The sequence below is a fragment of the Rhodanobacter sp. OR87 genome (assembly GCF_000473345.1).
GTDB classification, from domain to species: domain Bacteria; phylum Pseudomonadota; class Gammaproteobacteria; order Xanthomonadales; family Rhodanobacteraceae; genus Rhodanobacter; species Rhodanobacter denitrificans.
Genome location: NZ_AXBJ01000002.1, coordinates 176,565 through 198,310 on the forward strand (window position 1 = coordinate 176,565; position 21,746 = coordinate 198,310).

The following is a 21,746-nucleotide window of genomic DNA, read 5'->3' on the forward strand; positions in this document are numbered from 1 at the left end:
GGCGTGCGGCAAAGGCATCGCGCACGACCGATGGAAGGCCCTTGTGGACAGGGTGCGCTCCTGCAGGGCGTGCGTTCATGGCAAGGCCTCGTCGAGCGAGGCGATCAAGGCGGCGGCGGGTCCGTCGATCGGCGACACCCAGGCGTCGCTGTCCAGCCCGCCCTCGGCGAACGCGGCGCGCATCGCCATGCTGGCCGCCTCGGCGTCGGCGCGGTGGTCGTACCAGCCGAACACGCTGGGGCCGGCGCCGGAGATGCTGGCGCCGAGCGCGCGGTGGTCGAGCGCGGCCTGCTTCACGCGGGCAAAGTTCGGGATCAGTGGCGCGCGGCGCGGTTCCACCAGCACGTCCTTCAGGCCTTCGCGCACCAGCGAAGCATCGCCGCGCCAGCAGCCGGCCAGCACCAGGGCGAGGTTCGCGCTCTGCGCCACGAACTCGCCCAGCGCGTAGTGGCCGGCCAGCGCCGCGCGCGCCGTGCGTGTCTCCAGCACCACGTGCGGATGCACCAGCGCGCAGTGCCACGCCTCCGGCACCTCGATGCGCAGCAGGCGTTCGTGGGTGGCCAGCACCAGGCCGCCGAGCAGCATCGAGCCGAGGTTGTCGCCGTGGCGGCTGCCACTGGCCACCGCTTCGCCGTCCAGCGCGAAGCCGTACAGCGCCTCGCGCGGCAGCGGCCTGGGCAGCAGTGCGTTGGCGGCGATCAGCGCGGCCACGCACGAGGCCGCCGAACCGCCCATGCCCGAGCCCAGCGCGATGCCCTTGTGCAGGGTCAGCTCGAACCCGTGGCGCAAGCCGAGCGCCTTGCGCAGCGAAAGCAGCGCGGTGCCGGCGGTGTTCGCGCGCGGGTCGGTGGGCAGGTCGGTGACGCAGCCGCGGATGGCGGCAATGCGCACCACCGGCTCGTCGATGCGGCGCACTTCGGCGCGGTCGCCGGCGCCGGCCACGCTGTGGCCGAGCAGGTCGAAGCCGACGCCGACGTTGCCGACGCTGGCCGGCGCGAACGCGCAGGCGACTTGTGGATGTTTGGCAGTGCGCGGTGCGGCCATGACGGGTTCCAGCAGGGAGGAGTTCATGCGCGCGCCTCCAGCGATTCGGCGATGCGCAGCAGGTCGGTGAACACGCCGGCGGCGGTCACCTCCGGGCCGGCGCCGGGGCCTTGCACGATCAGCGGATTATCGCAGTAGCGGCGGGTGCTGAACTGCACGATGTTGTCGGTGAGGCGGGTGTGCGCGAACGCATGGGAGGCGGGCAGCACCAGCAGCCGTACGCTGGCGCGGCCGTGCCGGTCCAGCTGCGCCACGTGGCGCAGCACGCCGCCTTCGGCACGCGCCTCGGCCAGTTTCGCCGCCATCGGCGCATCGAGTTCGTCGAGCCGCCGCATGCAGTCGTCCAGCGGCAACGCGGCCAGTGCGGGCGGCACCAGGCTTTGCAGGTCGACGTCTTCCAGCGACAGGGCCCGGCCGGCCTCGCGCGCCAGGATCACCAGCTTGCGCGCCACGTCGAGCCCGGACAGGTCGTCGCGCGGGTCGGGCTCGGTATAGCCCAGCGCATGCGCCTCGCGCACCAGCGCGGAGAACGGCTGGCGGCCGTCGTGGCGGTTGCACAGCCAGGCCAGCGTGCCGGAGAACATGCCGTCGACCGCGAGCAGATCGTCGCCGGTGTCGAGCAGGTCGCGCAGCGTCTGCACCACCGGCAGGCCGGCGCACACGGTGGCCTCGTAGCGGAAGCGCGCGCCGCCGGCGCAGGCGGTGCGGATCGCCTGCCAGCGCGACAGCGGGCCGCTGCCGGCCAGCTTGTTCGGGGTCACCACGTGCAGGCCGGCGGCCAGCCAGCGCGGGTAGCGTGCGGCCACCTCGTCGTTCGCGCTGCAGTCGATCAGCAGCGCATGCCGGCCATCGCTGCCGCGCACGTGCCCGGCGAACGTGTCCAGGTCGTTCGGCCGCCAGATCTGCGCGCCGCCGTGGCGACTGTTGAGTTCGGCGTCGTCGCAGTCCAGCCACATGCGCTTGCTGGCCACCACGCCGCAGAGCTTCAGTTCCAGCGCGCTGTCGCGCAGCAGCCGCGGCTGCGCGGCGCGCAGCTGTTCGAGCAAGGCACTGCCGACCCGGCCGGGGCCGATCACGCCGACGGCCAGCACGCGCTGCCGCCGCCTGCCCGCCGCGGCGAAACCGGATGCGGGCGGCAGCTCGGCAAGTGGGGACGCACAGATGTTCACGATGACCTCCTGGTGAGGCCCGTGCTCGCTGGCGGATCGGCGTGTGCTTGGGGAGTGCACCGGCCCGCCTCGGTCGAGGGCGGGGCCGTTGCGTAGTGAAGAACCTAGTCGCGCACGGACACCCACCCCGACCGGGTGGTAATGGTGGTCGTGGTGGTGGTGGCGGGGCGGTTGACGCCGCCGGCCGGCAACGGCGCACGCCCGGCGAAGACCGGGGCGAGGTGCGTGCGTGCTGGCATGGAAAGCGGCGACATGGGCTCGACCTTAAGGCGGATGTTGCACTGCGGTCAACAGATGCATCTGCAACTTTCAAGCGGCGGGCGCAGGTCGCCGCACCTGCGGCAGGTTGTCGCGGCACGCCGGTTGGCGCCGGCCGGTGCCGGTCGACCGGCCTACAATCCGCCGGATGAACAGGTTCGTTTCACTGCGCCGGCGGCTGTGCAGACAGGCGCTGCGTGCGGCTTTTGCGTTGCTTGCGCTCGGCATGGGCCATGCGCCGATGGCCGCCACGCCGCCGCAGGCCGGCGCCGCCCCGGCGATACCCGACACCATGCAGCAACGCGTGGCCGCCTGCACCAGCTGCCACGGCACGCACGGCGAGGGTCCGGCGGACAGCGTGGCGACCCCGCGCCTGGCCGGCAAGCCGGCGGGTTATCTGCTGCAACAGCTGGAATATTTCCAGAGCGGCCAGCGCCGGCACGCACCGATGGAATACGTGGTGCGCCAGCTGGGCCCGGCGTACCTGCGCGACATCGCCGGCTACTTCGCGAAGCAGGACGTGCCGTACCGGAAACTGCCGGTGCCGGCGGTGTCCGCGGACACCCTGCGGCGCGGCGAGCAGCTGGTGCTGCGCGGCGACTCCACCCGCGGCGTACCGTCGTGCATCAGCTGCCACGGCGCCAGACTCACCGGCGTGGAGCCGATGATGCCGGGCCTGATGGGCTTGTCGTACGACTATCTCGACACCCAGCTGGTGTCGTGGCGCACGCGCCAGCGCGCGGCCGAAGGGCCGTACTGCATGGGCGTGGTCGCCAATCGCATGCGCGAATCGGACATCACCGCCGTGTCGGCGTGGCTGGCCAGCCACGAGCCCCCGGCCGACATGCATCCGGCACCGGCCAGCGCGCAGACCGAACCGTTGCCGGGCTGGTGCGTGATGGGCAAGAGCGGAGCGGATCGATGACATGGCGGCGACATGGCTGGTGGGTGCCGGCATTGCTGGTGGTGGCGGTGCTGGGCTGGTGGTATCTCGGCCATGGCCAGCCGGTCGCCTCGCCCGCGCAGCGCGAGGCGGATGCCGCCGCGCTGCGCGACCCGGCGCTGATCGCGCGCGGCGAATACCTGGCCACGGCCGGCGATTGCGCTGCCTGCCACACCGCGCGCGACGGCCAGCGCTACGCCGGCGGCCGCTCGCTGGGCACGCCGTTCGGCGACGTGCCGGCGCCGAACATCACGCCCGATCCGGACACCGGCATCGGCCAGTGGAGCTTCGACGATTTCTGGAATGCATTGCATCAGGGCAAGGGCCGCCGGGGCGAACTGCTGTACCCGGTGTTCTCCTACACCTCGTTCACCAAGGTGAGCCGCGACGACGCGCTGGCGATCTTCGCCTACCTGAAGTCGCTGCCGCCGGTGCAGCGGCCCGACACGGCGCTGGGGCTGGAGTTTCCCTACAACGTGCGCAGCAGCCTGGTCGCGTGGCGCGCGCTGTACTTCAAGCCGGGCGAGTACCGGCCCGACCCGACGAAGTCCGAACAGTGGAACCGCGGCGCCTACCTGGTGCAGGGCCTGGGCCACTGCAACGAATGCCACAGCACGCGCGATTCGCTGGGCGGCATCGAGCAGGACCGCCACCTCACCGGCGGCCAGATCCCGCAGCTGGACTGGTACGCGCCGGACCTCAGCACGCAGGCCGGCGGCGGCCTCGACGGCTGGCGCGCGCAGGACATCGTCGACCTGCTGAAGACCGGCCAGTCGGCCAAGGGCACCGCGTTCGGGCCGATGGCCGACGTGGTGCGCCTGAGCACCCAGCACCTGCGCGACGCCGACCTGCAGGCGGTGGCCGTCTATCTGCAATCGCTGCCGCCGCGCGCGCCGGCGGCAGCGGTTCCGTTCGTGCAGGCGGCCAGCCACGCGCAGGGCGGCAAGCTCTACGCGCAGCACTGCGCCGACTGCCACGGCAAGGACGGCCGTGGCGTGGCCGGCACCTACCCGCCGCTGGACGGCAATACCTCGGTGACCGAACCGACCGGCATCAACGCGATCCGCAGCGTGCTGCTCGGCGGCTTCGCCCCGGCCACCGCCGGCAACCCGCAGCCGTACTCGATGCCGCCGTTCGCGCAGCAGCTGAACGACGAGGACGTCGCCGCGGTGGTCGGCTACATCCGCCAGTCGTGGTCGAACCAGGCCGCTGCGGTGCAACCGGCCGACGTCGGCACCTACCGCAACACGCCGGTCGACTGAGCAGCCGGCGTTTCGGCGTCGTCGGCGTTACTCCCTGCCTGCTCGCAGGGGGGCGGGGTCCGCTCTTGCTCTTTCTTCCGTCCCGGCGGGGCGCCGTGGCCCTGCCGTGACCGGTGCGAGCGCGCCGGCAGCGCGCTCTTGCCGCCGGCTGCAGCGCACTGCGGCATCCGTACGCAGGCGTCGGCGGGCGCGATTTGACGTGGGTCATGGCAAGCGTGGCGCCGCGCCCGCACGCTGCGGGGGATATCCATCCACCGCTTGCTCACCACGGCTTCCGGGCATGATCCAGCTCAGCTACAGCACCTTCGGCCTCACCAATCTGCCGTTTCTGGAGGCGATCGACGCGGTGGCCCGGGCCGGCTACGCCGGGGTCGAGCTGTCCTTCCACCGCGACCAGTTCAATCCCTTCAACCTCGGCGAGGCCGACCTCGATGCCGTGCGCGCGCGGCTGGACGCGGCGCGGATCGTACCGGCCTGCGTAGCCACCGCCTCGCACTTCTTCACCCCGTCGCGGCCGCACGAACCGTCGCTGCTGACGCTGGACGTGGCCGGACGCAAGCGCCGCATCGACCTGGTCAAGCGCGGCATCCGCGTGGCCCGCCGGCTGGGCGTGAAGCTGGTCACTTTCGGCAGCGGCTTCCTGCGCGACGAGCACGTGCGCGAGGCGGCCGCCGATCCGGGCGAGCTGCTGGCCGACAGCATCCGCGAATGCCTGCGCGAGATCCGCGACGATGAGGACATCACGCTGCTGATCGAGCCCGAGCCCGGCATGTACATCGAGACCCTGGCGCAGGGGCTGGCGCTGATCCGCGCGGTCGGCTCGCCGCGCTTCGCGCTGCACATCGACATCTGCCACGCCTACTGCTCGGAACCGGACTACACCGGCGCGCTGGCGCAGGCGGCGCCGTTCGCCCGCTACCTGCACATCTCCGATGCGCGCGAGGGCCGCAACCTCAGGATCGTGCGGGACGATGCGGTGGCGGGCTTCGACCTGGATGCCGCCAGCACCCTGGTCTATTTTCCCGAGACGGCGGACTACCTGCTGGTGGATCGCCGCCATCCGCTGTACTTCGCCGACCGCGCGCCCGACCCGGCGCGGCGCCGGCGCATCGACGCCCTGCTGGCGCAGGCCGGCATCGACCGGCCGGCAGGCATGGTCGATTACGGCAGCCTGTACGCCGGTGCTTCGCCGCTGGACGACGAGATCTTCACCTACCTGATCTCGGTGCCGGGGCTGAGCTTCGACGTGCTCGAACGGGCCTGGCCGATCGTCGCCCACCTGCGCGGCGTGCGCGGTCCGGCGCTGTTCGAGCGGATGGTCGCCAACACGCGCACCGGCATCGTGCACTTCCACGAGATTCCCGGCGAGGGCACGCTGGACCTGGCGGCGAGTTTCGATGCGCTGAACGCGCACGGCTTCGACGGCTTCGGCTCGGTCGAGCTCTACCACCACGTCGAGGGCTGGCAGCAGGCCCTCGACGACAGCTACCGCCACCTGGCCGCGATCGCGCAGCCGGCATGAGCGCACCCGGCCGTTCCACCGAGCAATCACCATGATCGACTTCGAGGCACTGGGCTGGTCGAGCGATACCGTCGGCGAACTGGACCACCGCCGGCTGAAGGCGCCCAGCGTCAAGCTGCGCGGCGTCCATGCGGGAGCTGCGGGCGACATCGTCTACACCGTCGACCTGCGCCTGCGCCGGCCGAACGCCGACGCCTGCCTGTCGAGCACCGAACTGCATTCGATCGAGCATTTCCTGCTCGAAGGCTACGGGCGCCTGTTGCCGCGGCATTTCGTCGGCATCGGCGTGATGGGTTGCCAGACCGGCTTCTATCTCACCCTGCTCGGCGAAGGCCGGCGTGCCGTCATCGAGGACGCGCTCGAAACCATCCTGAAAGGCGTGCTCGCGGCCGACGCCGTGCCGTATGCGCGCGTCGACCAGTGCGGCCACTGGCGCCACCACGACCTGGCCCGCGCCCAGGCCGTCGCGCGCGAGGTGCTGGCGCAGCGCTCGGCGTGGCGGGACGTGGCATGAGCACCGCGCCGGGCACGCACTGGCAGGTCAGCGCCACGCGCCGGATCGAGTACGACCTGCTCAACGTGGCCGACGTGTTCGACCCGCGCAGCGACGCGCTGCTGTCGATGGGGCGCGTGCAGGACGGGCGCCGTTTCGTGGTGGTCGACGCCTGCGTGCACGCGCATCACGGCGCACGCATCTGCGCCTACTTCGCGCAGCACCGGGTCGATGCCCGCATCATCACTCTGCCGGGCGGCGAGGGCGGCAAGACGCTGGAGGCCTGGCTCTCGGTGCTGCGCGAGCTGGACGGCTTTCCGATCCATCGCCGCGACGAGCCGGTCATCGCCATCGGCGGCGGCGTGCTGACCGACGTGGTCGGCTACGCGGCGGCCAGCTACCGCCGCAGCGTGCCTCACATCAAGGTGCCGACCACGCTGATGGGTTACGTCGACGCCGCGGTGGGAATCAAGACCGGGATCAATTTCAACGGCCACAAGAACCGCCTGGGCAACTTCGAGCCGCCGCGCCGGGTGCTGCTGGATCGCAGCCTGCTGCGCACCTTGCCGCCGCGCCACCTGCGCAACGGCCTGTGCGAGATCGTCAAGCTGGCCGTGATCAGGGACGCCGCGCTGTTCCGCCTGCTGGAGCAACACGGCGCGGCCTCGCTGGCGACGGCGTTCCAGGACGCGCGCGGCGGCGACATCCTCGACCGCGCGATCGGCGGCATGCTCGAAGAGCTGGCGCCGAACCTGCACGAGGAAGAGCTGGCGCGCAAGGTCGACTTCGGCCACACCTTCAGCTACGGCCTGGAAACCCGCCACGGGGACGACCTGCTGCACGGCGAGGCGGTGCTGCTGGACATCCTGGTGTCGACCGCGATCGCGCGGCGGCGAGGCCTGCTCGGCGCGGCCGCGGCCGAACGGATCTTCGCCGTGGTCGACCATCTCGGCCTCGCCCCCGACCTCGCCCTGCTCGACGCCGAACTCATGTGGCAATCGCTGCTCGATCGCGTCGAACACCGCAACGGTCTGCAGCGCGTGCCACTGCCCGCGGCGGTCGGCGAATGCACGTTCGTCAACGACATCGCGCGCGCGGAAATCGAAGCTTCCATCCAGACGTTGCATGACCGGACCACGACAGACCATGACCGAATCGCCGAACGTTGATGCCGCGGAAATCGCCCACTTCAACCGCATCGCGCAGCTGTGGTGGGACCCGCACGGCAAGATGGGCCAGCTGCACGCGATCAACGAGCTGCGCCTGCGCTTCATCACCGACCGCATCGGCGTGAGCGCGCCGCGCGTCGTCGACGTGGGCTGCGGCGGCGGCATCCTGGCCGAGGCGCTGGCCCGGAGCGGCGCACAGGTGACCGGCATCGACCTGTCGCGATTGTCGCTGGACATCGCCCGCCAGCATGCCGAGCGCGGCGGGCTGGCCATCGATTACCGCGAGCTCGATGCGGAAACGCTCGCGCGCGAGGAAGCCGGCCGCTTCGACGCGGTCACCTGCATGGAGATGCTCGAGCACGTGCCGCAGCCGGCGCAGGTTATCGCCGCCTGCGCCGCCCTGCTCAAGCCGGGCGGCGTGGCGTTCTTCTCCACCATCAACCGCACGTTCAAGGCGTTCGCCTTCGCCATCGTGGCCGGCGAGTACATCCTCGGCCTGCTGCCACGCGGCACCCACCACTACCGCAAGCTGATCCGGCCGGCGGAGATGCGCGCGTGGGCCGGCGCGGCGGGGCTCGAGTTCAAGGCGGTGGACAGCCTGATGTACAACCCGCTGACGCGCCGCTTCCGCGTTGCGCCGGACCGCGCCGACATCAACTACATGGCCTGCTTCGCCAGGAAGGGCTGACTTCCATGCGACGTTTCCTCGCCTTGTCGCGTTCCGTCCACGGCGTGCTCGACATCGCCATGCCCGGCTTCGTCGCGCTGCTGTGGCTGGGGCATTTCCCGTCGTGGCGGGTACTGGCGCTGTGCCTGGCGACCGCGCTGGCCGGCTATACGGCCATCTACGCGCTGAACGACCTGATCGGGGTGAAGGACGATCAGGAAAAGGTCGCTGGCGGGATCACCCCCGGCTACGCGGTGGAGGCGTCCGCCATGCGCTACCCGCTGGCGCAGAACCTGATCAGCATGAAGGGCGCGCTGGCGTGGTTCGGCTGCTGGTTCGCGCTGGCCGTGCTCGGCACCTGGCTGCTGAACCCGAAGATCCTGCTGATCGTGTTCGCCGCGGCGGCGCTGGAGGTGCTCTACGTCAAGCTGCTGAAGGTCACCTGGTGGCGCACCGTGGTCAGCGGCCTGGTCAAGTCGGCCGGCCCGGTCGCCGCCGTGTTCGCGGTGATCCCCGCGCCGCCGTGGTCGGGGCTGCTGGGGATGCTGGTCTGGCTGATGCTGTGGGAAATCGGCGGGCAGAACATCCCGGCCGACTGGAACGACATCGAGGAAGACCGCCGTATCGGCGCGCGCACCATTCCGCTGGTATTCGGCCTGCGCACCGCCAGCGTGCTGGTGGCGATCAGCCTGGGCCTGACCGTGCTGGCCAGCGCGCTGCTGCCGCGCCTGTCGCCGCTGGCGGGCGGCTGGCCGTTCCAGCTCGCCATCCTCGCCGCCGGCGCCGGCTTGCTGCTGCCGCCGGCGATCGGGCTCACGCGCACGCTGGACGGCCGCCAGGCCGCGCGCCTGTTCGACCGCGCCAGCCTGTATCCGCTGGCGCTGCTGGCGATCGTCACGGTGTTCGTGCTGATCCGCTGAGGTGCCGCTGGCGCTGCGGCGGGTTCAGGGCGAGGGCTGTGGTCGAGCAAGGAGCTATTTGGATACTTTTTGAATGAAACTGTCCCTTTCGTGGGCGCATTTGCTCCTGCGTCGTATGAGTTGATTTCCGGCGCCAACAGGCAGCAGGTGCCACGAACATTGTCCTCGAACGCGAAAGAGGATGCGGATAGCGAGGTCAAGCTCCCCCTGATCAGATCAAGAATCTATCCATCCAGACCGATGGTGAGGTAGGGACTGTCTCCTGGGACTATTACGCAGAGATTGGTCATGGCCGAATTATCTGGTCGACTGTACTTACCAATGACGGATGGAAGATCGCATCCGTGACTTACTCGATAAACGTGCCCGCCGAAGCCAAAAAAGCGGCCAGCAGATGAACTGAAAGAACTCGTGCGTGATCCGCTTTGGGTCGAAAGCGGAGACACAAAATCATCTGGAAGTGTATGCGTGAAGGCTGAGGTTGCTAAAGCATGCTCACAGCTTCATGCGCCGACCGATGAGTATCCCAATCAACGCGCCGGCCGCGCAAAAGGCAAATGCAAAGTCACCCAGGCCCCACGCAGGTGCTATCTTCAGCGAGAACTGGGAAGTGAGCAACCAAGGCAGAAAAAATACCAGCGCTCCGGAGACCAGTAGGCCGACGTATGCACCCGCCCTAAGCACTCGCGGTCTCAGAGTCGACGTCCTTCTTGGTGTAGCTTCGTAAGCCATAAGCCCCCCGCGAGCGGTTGGAAACCATAAGGGCGGATCTTACGCCCGCCATGCGAGACTGGTTACCCCAAGTCCGCTCCCGGCCAGAAGCGGACATACACAGCTTGCCTGGAGGCTAGTGACCGATAAAGGCCATGACAATGCCCGCAACTACAAGCAGGGCTGCCGCTCTAGAATAGAAATGGCTGCGACGATCATAACCAGTCGACTTCGCGGCGGCCGGAATGTCCTCGACCTTATTGAGAAACAAATGAGTGTTTAGGAGTAGAGATACTCCTGCGAGAAGTCCACCAGAAGATATAAGCGATCCCGATGCCGAACGATGAACCATCGCAATCATGAGCCCCATTCCAGTCGCAAGCATCACAGTCAAAATCAGCATCCGTTTGGCTCTAATGCTCATGTGCCACCCCGTCGAATGTGAGTGAAGACCCTGCCGCCGGATCGATCATAACCAAGTCCGCCTTCGGCCAAAAGCAGACATTGACCTACAAAACTTGGATCGGAGTGCGCTTTCTAAACCGCTGCGCACACCGAAAAGCGCGCTCTGAACCCAGTTCCGATCCTTGACCGACGATGCGTACCTACATTAGTTCCACACCGCGCCATATGCCTCTGGATCCAGAAGAGGGTCTGAAGGGTCGAAGGACGCCCAAGGGATAGGATGTGTCGCCAGCTGACGTTCAATCGCTTTTGCGTGTTTACAGTCTTGGCGAAATTCAATTCGAACTTTGCGCGTCAAAAAGTTGATTGAGTAGCTGTTACCGTCGCCAATGGATCCATCGGAGTATCTGGATAGTGTTCTGTGATCATGACCCGACAGCAACCATTGCCCGTCAATTAGCTTAAATATGTACACATCCGAGTCCGGCATCGATGCGCTTCCGGAGGTCGTCTGCCAATGGAAGGAATCGCTTGAATCTGCTTCGAAATCTTCCACACCCCATCCATATCGCATGGCGCCTGCATCGACATGGAATGGCCGGGACTCCTTCACGGAGAGCGTCTCGCCATGTTTCTCGGCAATAAAAAGAAAGCCGGACTCGGATAGAGCGGACGACGTGTAGAACATTCCAAATGTCCGGCCCATGTCTACGACTCTGGACAAGCTTGATCCCCTACAGCCCTTCACATCGTGATTGCCTGGGGAGATTGCACAGATGTATCCCTCTGGCAGTCTGCTCAGCGTTTTTCCCATATATGCCGACAAAGTTGGGTAAACGCCCGCTGGAAGAGCTGGATCGGCGTTCGCACCGGGCTCCACCGCTACCAGAGCGCAAACTAACAGTAGTGCGATCTTCTTGCTCATTGAGCGCCGACTCTCCCTAACCCTCGGGAAAAAATGGAAAGAGCGATGTCCGCTTTGGGTCCAGGCTGTGTGAAAACTATTTGCGTTGCTCGCGAGAGTCGCATTCTGAGCAGTGAGCAGATGTCCAGACACTCGGATTTCGCCATAGACGGCAAAAAACGGTCGATATTTGTGCTCGTCAGAACCGATCTTGAGTTTTCACACAGCCTGGGCCGAAAGCGGACGTTGCCATTCCTCCTGATGCCACCTCTCAGCGCGACAGGTCGATTGCGTAAGTCGCCGTGCCGTCGCCGTGGTCTTTCAGTTGGCGGATGTTGTCGAGGCCGGCCTCGCGTGCCACGGCCTGCTTGCCGCTGGCGTCGGTGAACACGACCGGGCCGCGGGTCTTCAGCGGGGCGAACTGCCATGAGGTCGGTTCGAGGTCCTTCGTGCCGATCCGCTGGTGGCTTTCCAGCCATCTGGCCAGGATTTCGCGGGTGCCGTCGGGGGCGGCCAGCACGATGTTGCCGCCGTCGAGGCCGGGGAAGTGGCCGCCGCCGCTGGCGCGGTAGTTGTTGGTGACCACGATGAACGGCTGCGCCGGTTCGACTGGCTTGCCCTGGAAGCTCAGCGCGGTGATGCGCTGGCCGACCGGCTTCGAGACGTCGATGACGTAGTGGATGCCGCCCTGGATCTGGTCGAAGTTGTAGCCGGTGAAGCGGCTGTTGATCAGTGCCTGTTCGCCGGCCTTCGCCGGGTCGATCCGGTTGAAGCGTTCGGCGGATTTTTCCAGCCAGGCTTTCAGGCCGGTGCCGTCGGTCTTCACCGCGGTCAGCGTGTTCGGGTAGAAGTACAGGTCGGCGGCGCTGCGCAGGGTGAGCGGGCCGGGCGCGACGTCGGTGTAGTCGTCGGGGCCGCCGAAGCCGGTGCGGAACGCGGCGGCGGCGGACAGCACCGGCACGCCGGCCAGCTCGGGGTGCGAGCGCGGCAGTTCGCTGCGCACGTAGTCGGCCTGGGCCGCGTTGACCGGCGCCAGCGCGGTCATGTTGCCCTCGTCGGCGAAGTGGCTGCTCATGTGGACGGAGCTTTCGCCGATCGGCGTGTTGACGTAGGCGATCGCGGCCTCGTGCGCCAGCTGCACCCGCGGCGCGATCGCCGGGTCGGCCGGCACGCACCCGACAGCTTGCGGGCCCGACTTGTTCGGGCCGCCCGGCTTGCCGCAAATGCGCCGCACCTCGCTGCGGCTTTCTGCGTGGTCGACCACCCAGCGACCGTCCTTGCGGTCCAGTACCAGCCGGATCACGCCCAGGTCCTTGCCGAAGAAGTCCGCCATCACCGCGGGCACGCCGCGCACCAGGCCGCGCTGGGCGTCGACCTCCTTCAGGCCGGCGTAGCGCGGGCCGGGGAATTCGGCGTGCGAGTGGCCGAGCAGCAGCGCGTCGATGCCGGGCACGCCGGCCAGGTACCAGCCGGCGTTTTCCATGTCCGGGGTGTACGGCGCGGTATTCAGGCCGCCGTGCAGGATCGCCACGATCAGGTCGGGATGCTGCGCCTCGAGTTCCGGCAGGTACTTCTGCGCGGCCTCGACCACGCCGCTGACGGTGACCTTGCCTTCCAGGTTCTGCTTGTCCCAGGCCATGATCGGCGGCGGGGTGAAGCCGATGATGCCGACCTTCAGCGGCACGCTGAGCTTGCTGCCGTCGGCCGTGTACGCCTCGATCTGCCTGGTCACCACCGTCCACGGCTTGAAGATCGGCTTGCCGTCGCGCGCGCTGTAGACGTTGGCCAGCACCAGCGGGAAGTGCGGGCCGGCGCAGCGCTCGCTGTGGCCGCCGTCCACGTTCATCGGGGTGCCGGTGACCTGCGACAGGAAGCGCAGGCCGTAGTTGAACTCGTGGTTGCCGGCGGTGCCGCCGTCGTAGCCCATCGCGTCCATCGCCTGGTAGACGGCCAGCTCCTGCGCGCAGGTCACCGGTTTCACCAGTGCCTGGTAGTCGGCCAGCACGCTGCCCTGGATGGTGTCGCCGCTGTCGAACAGGAAGGTGTTGGGGAATTCGGCGCGGGCACGGCGGATCAGCGTGGCGGTGCGCTCGTAGCCGAGCGAGGGGTCCGGCTTCAGCTTGTAATAGTCGTAGCTGAGCACGTTCGCATGCACGTCGGTGGTTTCCAGGATCGCCACGCTCGCGCGCGCGCCGTCGGGCGTCTTGCCGGCGGCCCAGGGCAGGCTGGAGCAGGCGGCGAGCAGGGCGGCGCCGAGGGTGAGCAGCAGCGGGGCGGTGAACGGGGTCAGGCGAAGCGACATGGCGGTTCCGTGGGACGTGCGGGTTGGGGGCTTGAGAAGGAAACCACTTCCTGTGGCTGTCTTCTGTCGCGAGTCCGGTACCGCCCGGACTCGCTCACATGAACCAGTCACTGGCGTGACTGCTTCATGTCCGGCCATTCGTGGCCGGTCTGAGAGGTTGAAAAAGCCACAACCTCTCAGATCGCGAAAGCTAGCAGATCGGGGTGACCGGATGCTTGCTCGTCGCCGCCGGGGGCGGCCTTCGCCCCATCCGCCACGCCAAGCCCAACGCCAGTGGAACGGCCTGCCCGCGGCGCCGTTTCGTTGCCGCGGCAAGACCGTAAGATGGCATTCCGGTGACACCGGTCCTACGGGGGGACTTTCCAGCCATGCGTCGAATGTCGTTGCGCCCCACGCGGGCAGGTATGGTGGTGCTGAGCGCGCTGGCTTTCTTCGCCGGTTGTGTCGCGCTCACCGCCTGGCAGGAACCGCAGCCGCTGCAGCGCGGCTTCATCGCCGGGCTGATGCTGTGCACGTCCGGCATGCTGCTGTTCGCGTTCGGCCGGTTCGCCACGGCGCTGCTGGTCGGCGGCGGGCTGTTCCTGCTGCTGAAGTCGGTGGCGGTGCTGAAGCTGCGCTACCTCGACTCGCAGCTGATGCCGTCGGACTTCATCTACTACGTGCGCAGCAGCCTGCTCGACACGCTGCGCCATTATCCGCACCTGTACACGGTGGGGATCGGCCTGGGCGTGCTGCTGCCGCCGCTGCTGTATCTGGTGTGGTGCTGGGACTGGCGCGTGCTGGAGCGGCTGCGGTCGCGGCGTGTCGCCGGCGTGCGCCTCGGCGGCGTCGCGTCGTGCGCGCTGGCGCTGTGGCTGTGCATGCTGCCCAGCGGGCCGTTCGCGCGGGTGCACTCGCGCAACGCGTGGCAGAAGATGTCCGACGACGCGCAGCTGACCAACTTCTTCGTCAACCTGCACGACGCCGACGTGGAACTGCCGGCGATGGCCGACGACGCGGTGGCCGAGCAGGACTGGGGCGCCACCGCGCAGGGTGCGCCCGGCAGCATGTCGCCGTATCCGGACATCGTGCAGGTGCTGGAGGAAAGCACCTTCGACCCGTCGATCTACGACGCCTGCAACGTGTCGGCGTGCCGGGTCGCGATGTTCCGCCCCGACGCGCGCACCCGCGCGCACGGCATGCTGCGCGTGCACACCTTCGGCGGCGGGACCTGGGTCAGCGAGTTCGCCGCGCTGACCGGCATGCCGCAGGACATCTTCGGTCCCGGCGGCATGTACGCGCCGTACGTGCTGGCGCCGAACGTGCGCGACGCGCTGGCGCTGCAGCTGCGCCGGCTCGGCTACCTCACCATCGGCGTCTACCCGACCAGCGCCGACTTCATCAACGGCCGCAACGCCTACCAGGCCTACGGCTTCGACCACCTGTACGGCGCCGACGAGCTGGGCCTGGAGGAATGGGAAGAGAGCGATGCGCAGATGTTCGCGGCGGCCGGGCGCCTCTACGACAAGTTGAAGAAACCGGGGCAGCCGGTGTTCCTGATGATCCTGACGCTGAACCAGCACGGCCCGCACGACCACCAGCCGATGGCGACGCTGCCGCGTCCGTACCGCAACCTGCTGCGCGGGCTGCCGGCGAATGCAGCGCTGAACTTCGACACCTACCTCGCACGCCTGCACGCCTCCGACCTGGCCATGCGCGCGCTGGAGCGCGCCTTCCTCGACCGCCCGCAGCCGACCGTGCTGCTGCACTTCGGCGACCACCAGCCTTCCTTCAACGGGCTGATCCGCGACCTGCCGCGGCGACTGCCGCCCGCGCTGCAGCCGTACCGCGACTACCTCACCTACTACATGCTGAAAAGCAACTTCGCCGGGCCTTCGCTGCCGCAGTACCCGCTGCTCGACATTGCGTTCCTGCCCAGCATGGTGCTCGAGGCCGCCGGCGTGCCGACCGACGCGTACTTCGCCGCGTCGAGCGGACTGCGCGAGCGCTGCGAGGGCCGCTACGACGACTGCGCGGTGCCCGGCCTGCTGGCGTCCTACCACGCGTGGACGATCGGGCGGCTGCACGTCTACCAGTGAAGGGGCGGCGACGCGGCCCTGCCATGGGCGACCGGCAGTGGCAGTTTGCGCCGCGGTCGGGCAGCGGGGCGGACCGCCGCGGCAGGCATGGAGCGCGTGCCGGCGAGCTGAGGACAGCCATGGCAGGTGTCTTGCTTGCAATCCGGCATGAGCAAGCGCAAGCCAAAATCCGGTGAAACGTCCGACCCGGTCCTGGAACGGCGGATGGCCGAGAGCAGCCTGTCGGATGGCACCCGGAGCTTCCTGCGCCACCTCCACGCGGCCGAGCGGCAGATCAACGAGGTGTTCGAGCAGGCGCACCGGGACGGCGGGGCGGAGGCGCAGCTGGGCGAGGCGTATCGCAGGATGTACGGCGCCGATGGCGCGTCGGCTCCGGTCACGCCGGTGCCACGGAAAGTTCGCATGCCATGATTAGGATCGCGGGCGATTCGCGTGGCTGTTCACGCGACGCCCATGAAGAAGATCCGCATGCCCCGTTCCCTGTCCTGCCTCCGTCCGGCCCTGCTGGGCAGCTGCCTGTCCCTGCTCGGCGCCTGCGCCAGCCAGCCGTTGTCCGCGCCGTCGACGTCGACGGCCGCGATCGCGGTGCCGGCGATCCAGCGGCCGCAGGGCGAGACGGCGTCGTGGTGGTTCCGCAGCGGCGCGGCGCAGGCCGCGCTGGCTTCCGCGCAGGCGAACGCGAACGGCCAGCGCGCGAAGAACGCGATCGTGTTCCTCGGCGACGGCATGAGCATCCCCACCATCGCCGCCGCGCATGTGCTGGCCGGCGAGCGCGCCGGCACGGATGGCGAGAGCTACCGGTTGAGCTTCGAGAAGTTTCCGTTCAGCGCACTGAGCCGCACCTACGAGACCGACCAGCAGACGCCCGACTCGGCCGGCACCATGACCGCGATCATGACCGGGGTGAAGACCCGCGCTGGCTACATCGGCGTGTCGCAGGTGCCGAAGCGGCAGGGCTGCGCCGGCAGCCGCGGCCAGGAACTGGTCACCGCGCTGGAGCTGGCGGCCTCGGCCGGCATGGCCACCGGCGCGATCACCACCACGCGGATCACCCACGCCACCCCGGCGGCCACCTACGGCCACCTGCCCGAGCGCAACTGGGAGGTGGACGCCGACCTGAGCGAGGCGGCGAAGGCCGCCGGCTGCAAGGATTTCGCCGCGCAGCTGATCGACTTCCCGGTCGCCGGCGGCCTCACCGTGGCGATGGGCGGCGGCCGCACCGAATTCATGCCGGCCGGTGCGGACGACCCGGAATACCCGACCAGCGTGGGCCAGCGCCTCGACGGCCGCGACCTGATCGGCGAATGGACGTCCCGGCATCCCGACGGCAAGTACGTGTGGAACGAGGCACAGCTGAAGGCGCTGGACTTGGCGCGCACGCCGCGCCTGCTCGGCCTGTTCGAGCCCTCGCACATGAACTACGAGCACGAGCGCCCTCACGACAAGGCCGGCGAACCCAGCCTGGCCGAGATGACGGCCAGCGCGATCGAAGTGCTGAAGCGCAACCCGAACGGCTTCTTCCTGATGGTCGAGGGCGGCCGCATCGACCATGCGCTGCACGCCGGCAACGCGTATCGCGCGCTGGACGAGACGATCGCCTTCGCCGACGCGGTACAGGCCGCGCTGCTGCACACCGACCCGGCCGAGACGCTGATCGTGGTCACCGCCGACCACAGCCACACCATGACCTTCGCCGGCTACCCGCGCCGCGGCAACCCGATCCTGGGCAAGGTCGTGGGCCACACCGACAGCTACGACGACGAAAGCGCGCCGGGCATGGCGCGCGACGCCACCGGCCTGCCGTACACCACGCTCGGCTTCGCCAACGGTCCGGGCAACACCGGCGCCAGCGAACGGCAGCCGGAGGGCAGCAAGCGCTACCCGCACAACCCGCGCGAGTACGACGCGATCGGCAAGGGCCGCCCCGACCTGCGCAAGGTCGACACCACCGACCCCGACTATATGCAGGAAGCGACCGTGCCACTGAAGGCCGAGACGCATGGCGGCGAGGACGTGGCGATCTTCGCCACCGGTCCCGGCGCCGCCGCGTTCCACGGCGAGCTGGAGCAGAACGTGATCTTCCACGTGATGGTGCAGCACACGCCGCGGCTGCGCGCCGAGCTGTGCCGGCTCGGCAGCTGCAACGCCGACGGCGTGCCGGTGGACCGGCCGGACTGGCAGCAGTGGCGGAAGCTCGGCGCCGGCGTGGCCGCCACACCGCTGTAAAGACCGTTACACATGCGGCCGGCAGAGTCGGTGTCTCGCCCGCGTCGCCGGGCCGGGCACCACGCCGATCCACCGGAGCCGCACGCATGCCGCAACCTTCGCTGCCGAAACGCCTATGCTTGGCCGTCCTCCTGATCGGATTCGCCGGCATGTCCAACGCCATGGGAGCCGAGGCGCCGCTGGCCGCCAGGGTGCTGGTGATCGGCCACCGCGGCGCCAGCGCGCTGCGGCCGGAGCACACGCTGGCCTCCTACGGCAAGGCGATCGCCGACGGCGCCGACTTCATCGAGCCCGACCTGGTGATGACGCGGGACGGCGTGCCGGTGGCACGCCATGAAAACGAGATCGGCGGCACCACCGATGTCGCCCGGCATCCGGAATTCGCCGCGCGCAAGACCACCAGGACCATCGACGGCCAGCCGGTCACCGGCTGGTTCACCGAGGACTTCACCCTCGCCGAACTGAAGACGTTGCGCGCGCGCGAACGCCTGCCGGAGTTGCGCGGCACCGCGTATGACGGCCAGTTCCAGATTCCCACGCTGGACGAGATCATCGACTTCGTCGCCGCCGAGTCGGCCACGCAGGGACGGGTGATCGGCATCATTCCCGAAATCAAGCACGGCACGTATTTCCAGAAGGCCGGCCTGCCGATGGAGGACCGCGTGCTGGCGATCCTCGCCGCGCACGCGTACACGCGCACGGCGCCGGTGGAGATCCAGTCGTTCGAGATCGCCAACCTCAAATACCTGCGCGGCAAGCTCGGCCGCGACCACCGCAACATCCGCCTGCTGCAGCTGATCGACGACGTCGACCAGCAACCGTACGACGTGGCCGCCGCCGGCGGCCGGCTGACCTACGGCGGGATGACGACGCCGGCCGGCCTGCACGAGATCGCCGGCTACGCCGATGCGATCGGCCCGAACATCCGCGCAATCATCCCGCTGGCCGGCGACGGCACGCTCGGCCGGCCGACCCCGCTGGTGCACGACGCGCACGCGGCGAAGCTGGAGCTGCACCCCTACACATTCCGCCCGGAGAACCAGTTCCAGGCGAAGAACTTCCGGCAAGGCAGCGACCCGAAGACCTTCAACGAGGCCGGCTCGATCGCCGAGATCCGCGCCTATCTCGACGCCGGCATCGATGCGTTCTTCACCGACGATCCGGCGATCGGACGCAAGGCGCTGGACCGGCGCTGAGCGCAGCGTCGCCGCCATCGCGGCGACCGCATGGACGTCCATCCGGAAGATGACATGCGGCTGTAAGGCCACCTACACAAAGCACTGCCATGCTGGTGCGCACGGTCGCTGGGGGCGGCCGTACTCCTCTTCCACACATTAGATGTCGTAGCTTCCCGTGACGCGGGAGGCTGCGCTAAGGATGCACGCGCATGTCCGTCGACAAGATCTCCTTCCGCAGGACCGCCCTGGCCGTGACGCTGTTCGCCGTGCTGCATGGCACGGCGCTTGCTGCACCGGGCGACAACGACGCGCCGGCAACGCCGGCGCCCACCGCCGACACGGCCCGCACGCTGGAGTCGGTGTCGGTGATCGGGCAGGGTGAGACGCGCCAGGTGCAGCGCATCACCGTGCAGGACGTGAAGCTGCTGCCGCCGGGCTCCAGCCCGCTGAAGCTGCTGGCGAAGCTGCCGGGCGTGCATTTCGAATCGGCCGATGCGTTCGGCAACTACGAGTGGTCCACCCGCATCAGCCTGCGCGGCTTCAACCAGACCCGGCTCGGCTTCACGCTGGACGGCATCCCGCTGGGCGACATGAGCTACGGCAACAACAACGGCCTGCACATCAGCCGCGCGCTGATCGCCGAGAACCTCGGCGGGGCCGAGCTGGCCGCGGGCATCGGCGCGCTGGGCACCGCCTCCACCGGCAACCTCGGCGGCACCGTGCAGTTCTACTCGACCGACCCGGCGAGCAACTACGGCGTGACGCTGGCGCAGAGCGTGGGCAGCGACAGCGCGCTGCGCACCTATGCGCGGCTGGACACCGGCGACCACCAGGGCTTCGCGATGTACCTCTCCGGCGCCTATGCCGACAGCGACAAGTGGAAGGGCGACGGCGCGCAGAAGCAGCAGCAGTTCAACGGCAAGGCAGTGTACGACTTCGGCGACAACCACCTGGCCGCGCTGCTGAACACTTCCAGCCGCAACGAGACCGACTACCAGGACCTGTCGCTGGACATGCAGCGGCGGCTGGGCTGGAACTGGGACAACTACGCGCCGGACTGGACGCGTGCGGTGAACGCGGCGAAGGGCATCTACAGCGGTGGCGTCAACAACCCGGACGACGCGTACTACGCCGGCCGCGGCCTGCGTGACGACAGCCTGGCCGGCCTGTTCGGCGACTTCGGCCTGGCCGAGGGCGTGCGCCTGAAGACCACCGGCTACTACCACAGCAACCGCGGCCAGGGTCACTGGTTCACGCCGTACCAGGCCTCGTTCCCGGGCACGCCGCAGGAGACGCCGATCTCGATCCGCACCACCGAGTACGGCATCGACCGCTGGGGCACGATCGCCTCGCTGGGCTGGGACCTCGGCAACCACCACCTCGAAGGCGGCTTCTGGTACGAGAACAGCCACCACACGGTGCAGCGCAACTTCTATTTCATCGCCGGCCCGGTGGACGACCAGTACTTCCTGCACAACCCGGACATCCGCAAGTTCTACCAGCGCTACGAGACCGAGACGCACCAGCTGTACCTGCAGGACAGCATCACCCTGCTCGACGGCAGGCTGCACGTCGACGTGGGCGTCAAGAGCCCGCAGACGCGCACCCGCACGCACGCCGTGGTGGGCAGCTACGCCAACGGCGAGCTGACCGCGGACAAGTCGCTGCTGCCGCAGCTCGGCGCCAGCTACAAGCTGGGTGGACAGGATGAACTGTTCGCTTCCTATGCGCAGAACATCGCCGCGTTCCAGGCCGGTGTGAGCGGGCCGTTCGCCACCACCCAGGCCGCGTTCGACGTGGTCAGCGGCAAGCTCAGGCCGGAGCAGTCGCGCACCGTCGAGGCCGGCTGGCGCCATGCCGAGGAGCTGTTCGAAGGCTCGCTGGCGCTGTACGACGTGAAGTTCGACCACCGCCTGCTGGCGATCCAGCAGTGCTCGTCAGGCATCCAGGGTTGCCCGTCTGCCTATGCGAACGTCGGTTCGGTGACCAGCCGCGGCGCCGAGCTGACCTTCATCCTGAAGCCGGCCGGCGACCTGCGCTGGTACAACGCGCTGTCGTACAACCGCTCGCGCTACGACAGCGACTACCTCAACGGCACCACCGTGGTGGCGACGAAGGGCAGGACCGTGGTCGACAGCCCGAAGCAGCTGTTCTCCTCGGAGATCGCCTGGACGCCGGGCGCGTGGGACCTGCGCCTGTCCGCCAACTACACCGGCAAGCGCTACTACACCTACGTCAACGACGCCGCGGTGCCGTCGTACTGGCTGTTCAACGCCGCCGCCGCGTACGACTTCGGCAAGCTCGGCGTGGCCGAGGACCTGAAGCTGGCGCTCAACGTCACCAACCTCGCCGGCAAGCACTACTACGGCACGATCGGCTCCAACGGCTTCACCGCGACCGATCCGACCGGCGAGTTCGCCACCCTGCAGGTCGGTGCGCCGCGCGCGGCGATGCTGACCGCCACCGTGCGTTTCTGAGCGCCCGTCGGTGATGCA

The 21,746-nt window shown here is 68.6% G+C and carries 17 protein-coding genes; 12 read left to right on the forward strand and 5 right to left on the reverse strand.

All coding sequences use genetic code 11. The features are described 5' to 3' along the window. Positions 1-75: 75 nt before the first annotated feature. Positions 76-1,071, reverse strand: coding sequence for a homoserine kinase (locus tag RHOOR87_RS0102550; RefSeq protein ID WP_007513608.1), 996 nt, complete (start codon positions 1,069-1,071; stop codon positions 76-78). Continuing rightward, a complete protein-coding gene (locus tag RHOOR87_RS0102555) occupies positions 1,068-2,213 on the reverse strand; it encodes a homoserine dehydrogenase (protein ID WP_027484135.1) in 1,146 nt (381 codons plus the stop codon). Before RHOOR87_RS0102555 ends, RHOOR87_RS0102550 begins: the two co-directional genes overlap by 4 nt. A 406-nt stretch (positions 2,214-2,619) precedes the next feature. Between RHOOR87_RS0102555 and RHOOR87_RS0102560 the strand changes: the two genes are divergently transcribed. From RHOOR87_RS0102560 to RHOOR87_RS0102590, 7 genes are all read left to right on the forward strand, one after another. Next, the gene (locus RHOOR87_RS0102560) at positions 2,620-3,396 is read left to right on the forward strand and encodes a c-type cytochrome (protein ID WP_027484136.1); all 777 of its coding nucleotides are present in this window, start codon (positions 2,620-2,622) and stop codon (positions 3,394-3,396) included. Next, complete coding sequence (locus RHOOR87_RS0102565; RefSeq protein ID WP_027484137.1) at positions 3,393-4,676, forward strand: cytochrome c; 1,284 nt, start codon at positions 3,393-3,395, stop codon at positions 4,674-4,676. Before RHOOR87_RS0102560 ends, RHOOR87_RS0102565 begins: the two co-directional genes overlap by 4 nt. Positions 4,677-4,956: 280 nt before the next feature. Beyond that, complete coding sequence (locus RHOOR87_RS0102570; RefSeq protein ID WP_015448969.1) at positions 4,957-6,198, forward strand: sugar phosphate isomerase/epimerase family protein; 1,242 nt, start codon at positions 4,957-4,959, stop codon at positions 6,196-6,198. A gap of 31 nt (positions 6,199-6,229) precedes the next feature. Beyond that, positions 6,230-6,712 carry an S-ribosylhomocysteine lyase gene (locus tag RHOOR87_RS0102575; protein ID WP_015448968.1) on the forward strand — a complete coding sequence of 161 codons (483 nt, stop codon included), beginning with the start codon at positions 6,230-6,232 and terminating at the stop codon, positions 6,710-6,712. Then, complete coding sequence (locus RHOOR87_RS0102580; RefSeq protein WP_027484138.1) at positions 6,709-7,860, forward strand: sedoheptulose 7-phosphate cyclase; 1,152 nt, start codon at positions 6,709-6,711, stop codon at positions 7,858-7,860. The genes RHOOR87_RS0102575 and RHOOR87_RS0102580 overlap by 4 nt, the downstream gene beginning before the upstream one ends. Continuing rightward, a complete protein-coding gene (gene ubiG / locus RHOOR87_RS0102585; RefSeq protein WP_015448966.1) occupies positions 7,838-8,548 on the forward strand; it encodes a bifunctional 2-polyprenyl-6-hydroxyphenol methylase/3-demethylubiquinol 3-O-methyltransferase UbiG in 711 nt (236 codons plus the stop codon). The genes RHOOR87_RS0102580 and ubiG overlap by 23 nt, the downstream gene beginning before the upstream one ends. A gap of 5 nt (positions 8,549-8,553) precedes the next feature. Continuing rightward, entirely contained in the window at positions 8,554-9,447 is an 894-nt protein-coding gene (locus RHOOR87_RS0102590) for a UbiA prenyltransferase family protein (protein WP_027484139.1), read from the forward strand. Between the two features lie 847 nt (positions 9,448-10,294). On the opposite strand, the gene RHOOR87_RS20200 is transcribed toward RHOOR87_RS0102590, so the two are convergent. From RHOOR87_RS20200 to RHOOR87_RS0102595, 3 genes are all read right to left on the reverse strand, one after another. After that, a complete protein-coding gene (locus RHOOR87_RS20200; protein ID WP_155950901.1) occupies positions 10,295-10,582 on the reverse strand; it encodes a hypothetical protein in 288 nt (95 codons plus the stop codon). Positions 10,583-10,768: 186 nt separating this feature from the next. After that, positions 10,769-11,488, reverse strand: coding sequence for a hypothetical protein (locus RHOOR87_RS20205; RefSeq protein WP_155950902.1), 720 nt, complete (start codon positions 11,486-11,488; stop codon positions 10,769-10,771). A gap of 250 nt (positions 11,489-11,738) precedes the next feature. Beyond that, complete coding sequence (locus RHOOR87_RS0102595; protein ID WP_027484140.1) at positions 11,739-13,769, reverse strand: bifunctional 2',3'-cyclic-nucleotide 2'-phosphodiesterase/3'-nucleotidase; 2,031 nt, start codon at positions 13,767-13,769, stop codon at positions 11,739-11,741. A 368-nt stretch (positions 13,770-14,137) separates the two neighbouring features. Here RHOOR87_RS0102595 and RHOOR87_RS0102600 point away from each other — a divergent pair, with 368 nt between their 5' ends. From RHOOR87_RS0102600 to RHOOR87_RS0102620, 5 genes are all read left to right on the forward strand, one after another. Further along, positions 14,138-15,847, forward strand: a complete 1,710-nt coding sequence (locus RHOOR87_RS0102600; protein WP_051357918.1) for a sulfatase-like hydrolase/transferase — start codon at positions 14,138-14,140, stop codon at positions 15,845-15,847. Positions 15,848-15,994: 147 nt separating this feature from the next. Then, positions 15,995-16,258 (forward strand): hypothetical protein, encoded by a 264-nt coding sequence (locus RHOOR87_RS0102605; RefSeq protein ID WP_027484142.1) that lies wholly within the window; start codon positions 15,995-15,997, stop codon positions 16,256-16,258. A 57-nt stretch (positions 16,259-16,315) separates the two neighbouring features. Then, positions 16,316-18,073: an alkaline phosphatase gene (locus tag RHOOR87_RS0102610; protein ID WP_081699981.1), complete on the forward strand. Its 1,758-nt coding sequence runs from the start codon at positions 16,316-16,318 to the stop codon at positions 18,071-18,073. An 86-nt stretch (positions 18,074-18,159) separates the two neighbouring features. Continuing rightward, complete coding sequence (locus RHOOR87_RS0102615) at positions 18,160-19,269, forward strand: glycerophosphodiester phosphodiesterase (RefSeq protein WP_027484144.1); 1,110 nt, start codon at positions 18,160-18,162, stop codon at positions 19,267-19,269. 191 nt (positions 19,270-19,460) lie between these two features. Continuing rightward, positions 19,461-21,728 (forward strand): TonB-dependent receptor, encoded by a 2,268-nt coding sequence (locus tag RHOOR87_RS0102620; RefSeq protein WP_027484145.1) that lies wholly within the window; start codon positions 19,461-19,463, stop codon positions 21,726-21,728. Positions 21,729-21,746 lie beyond the last annotated feature (18 nt).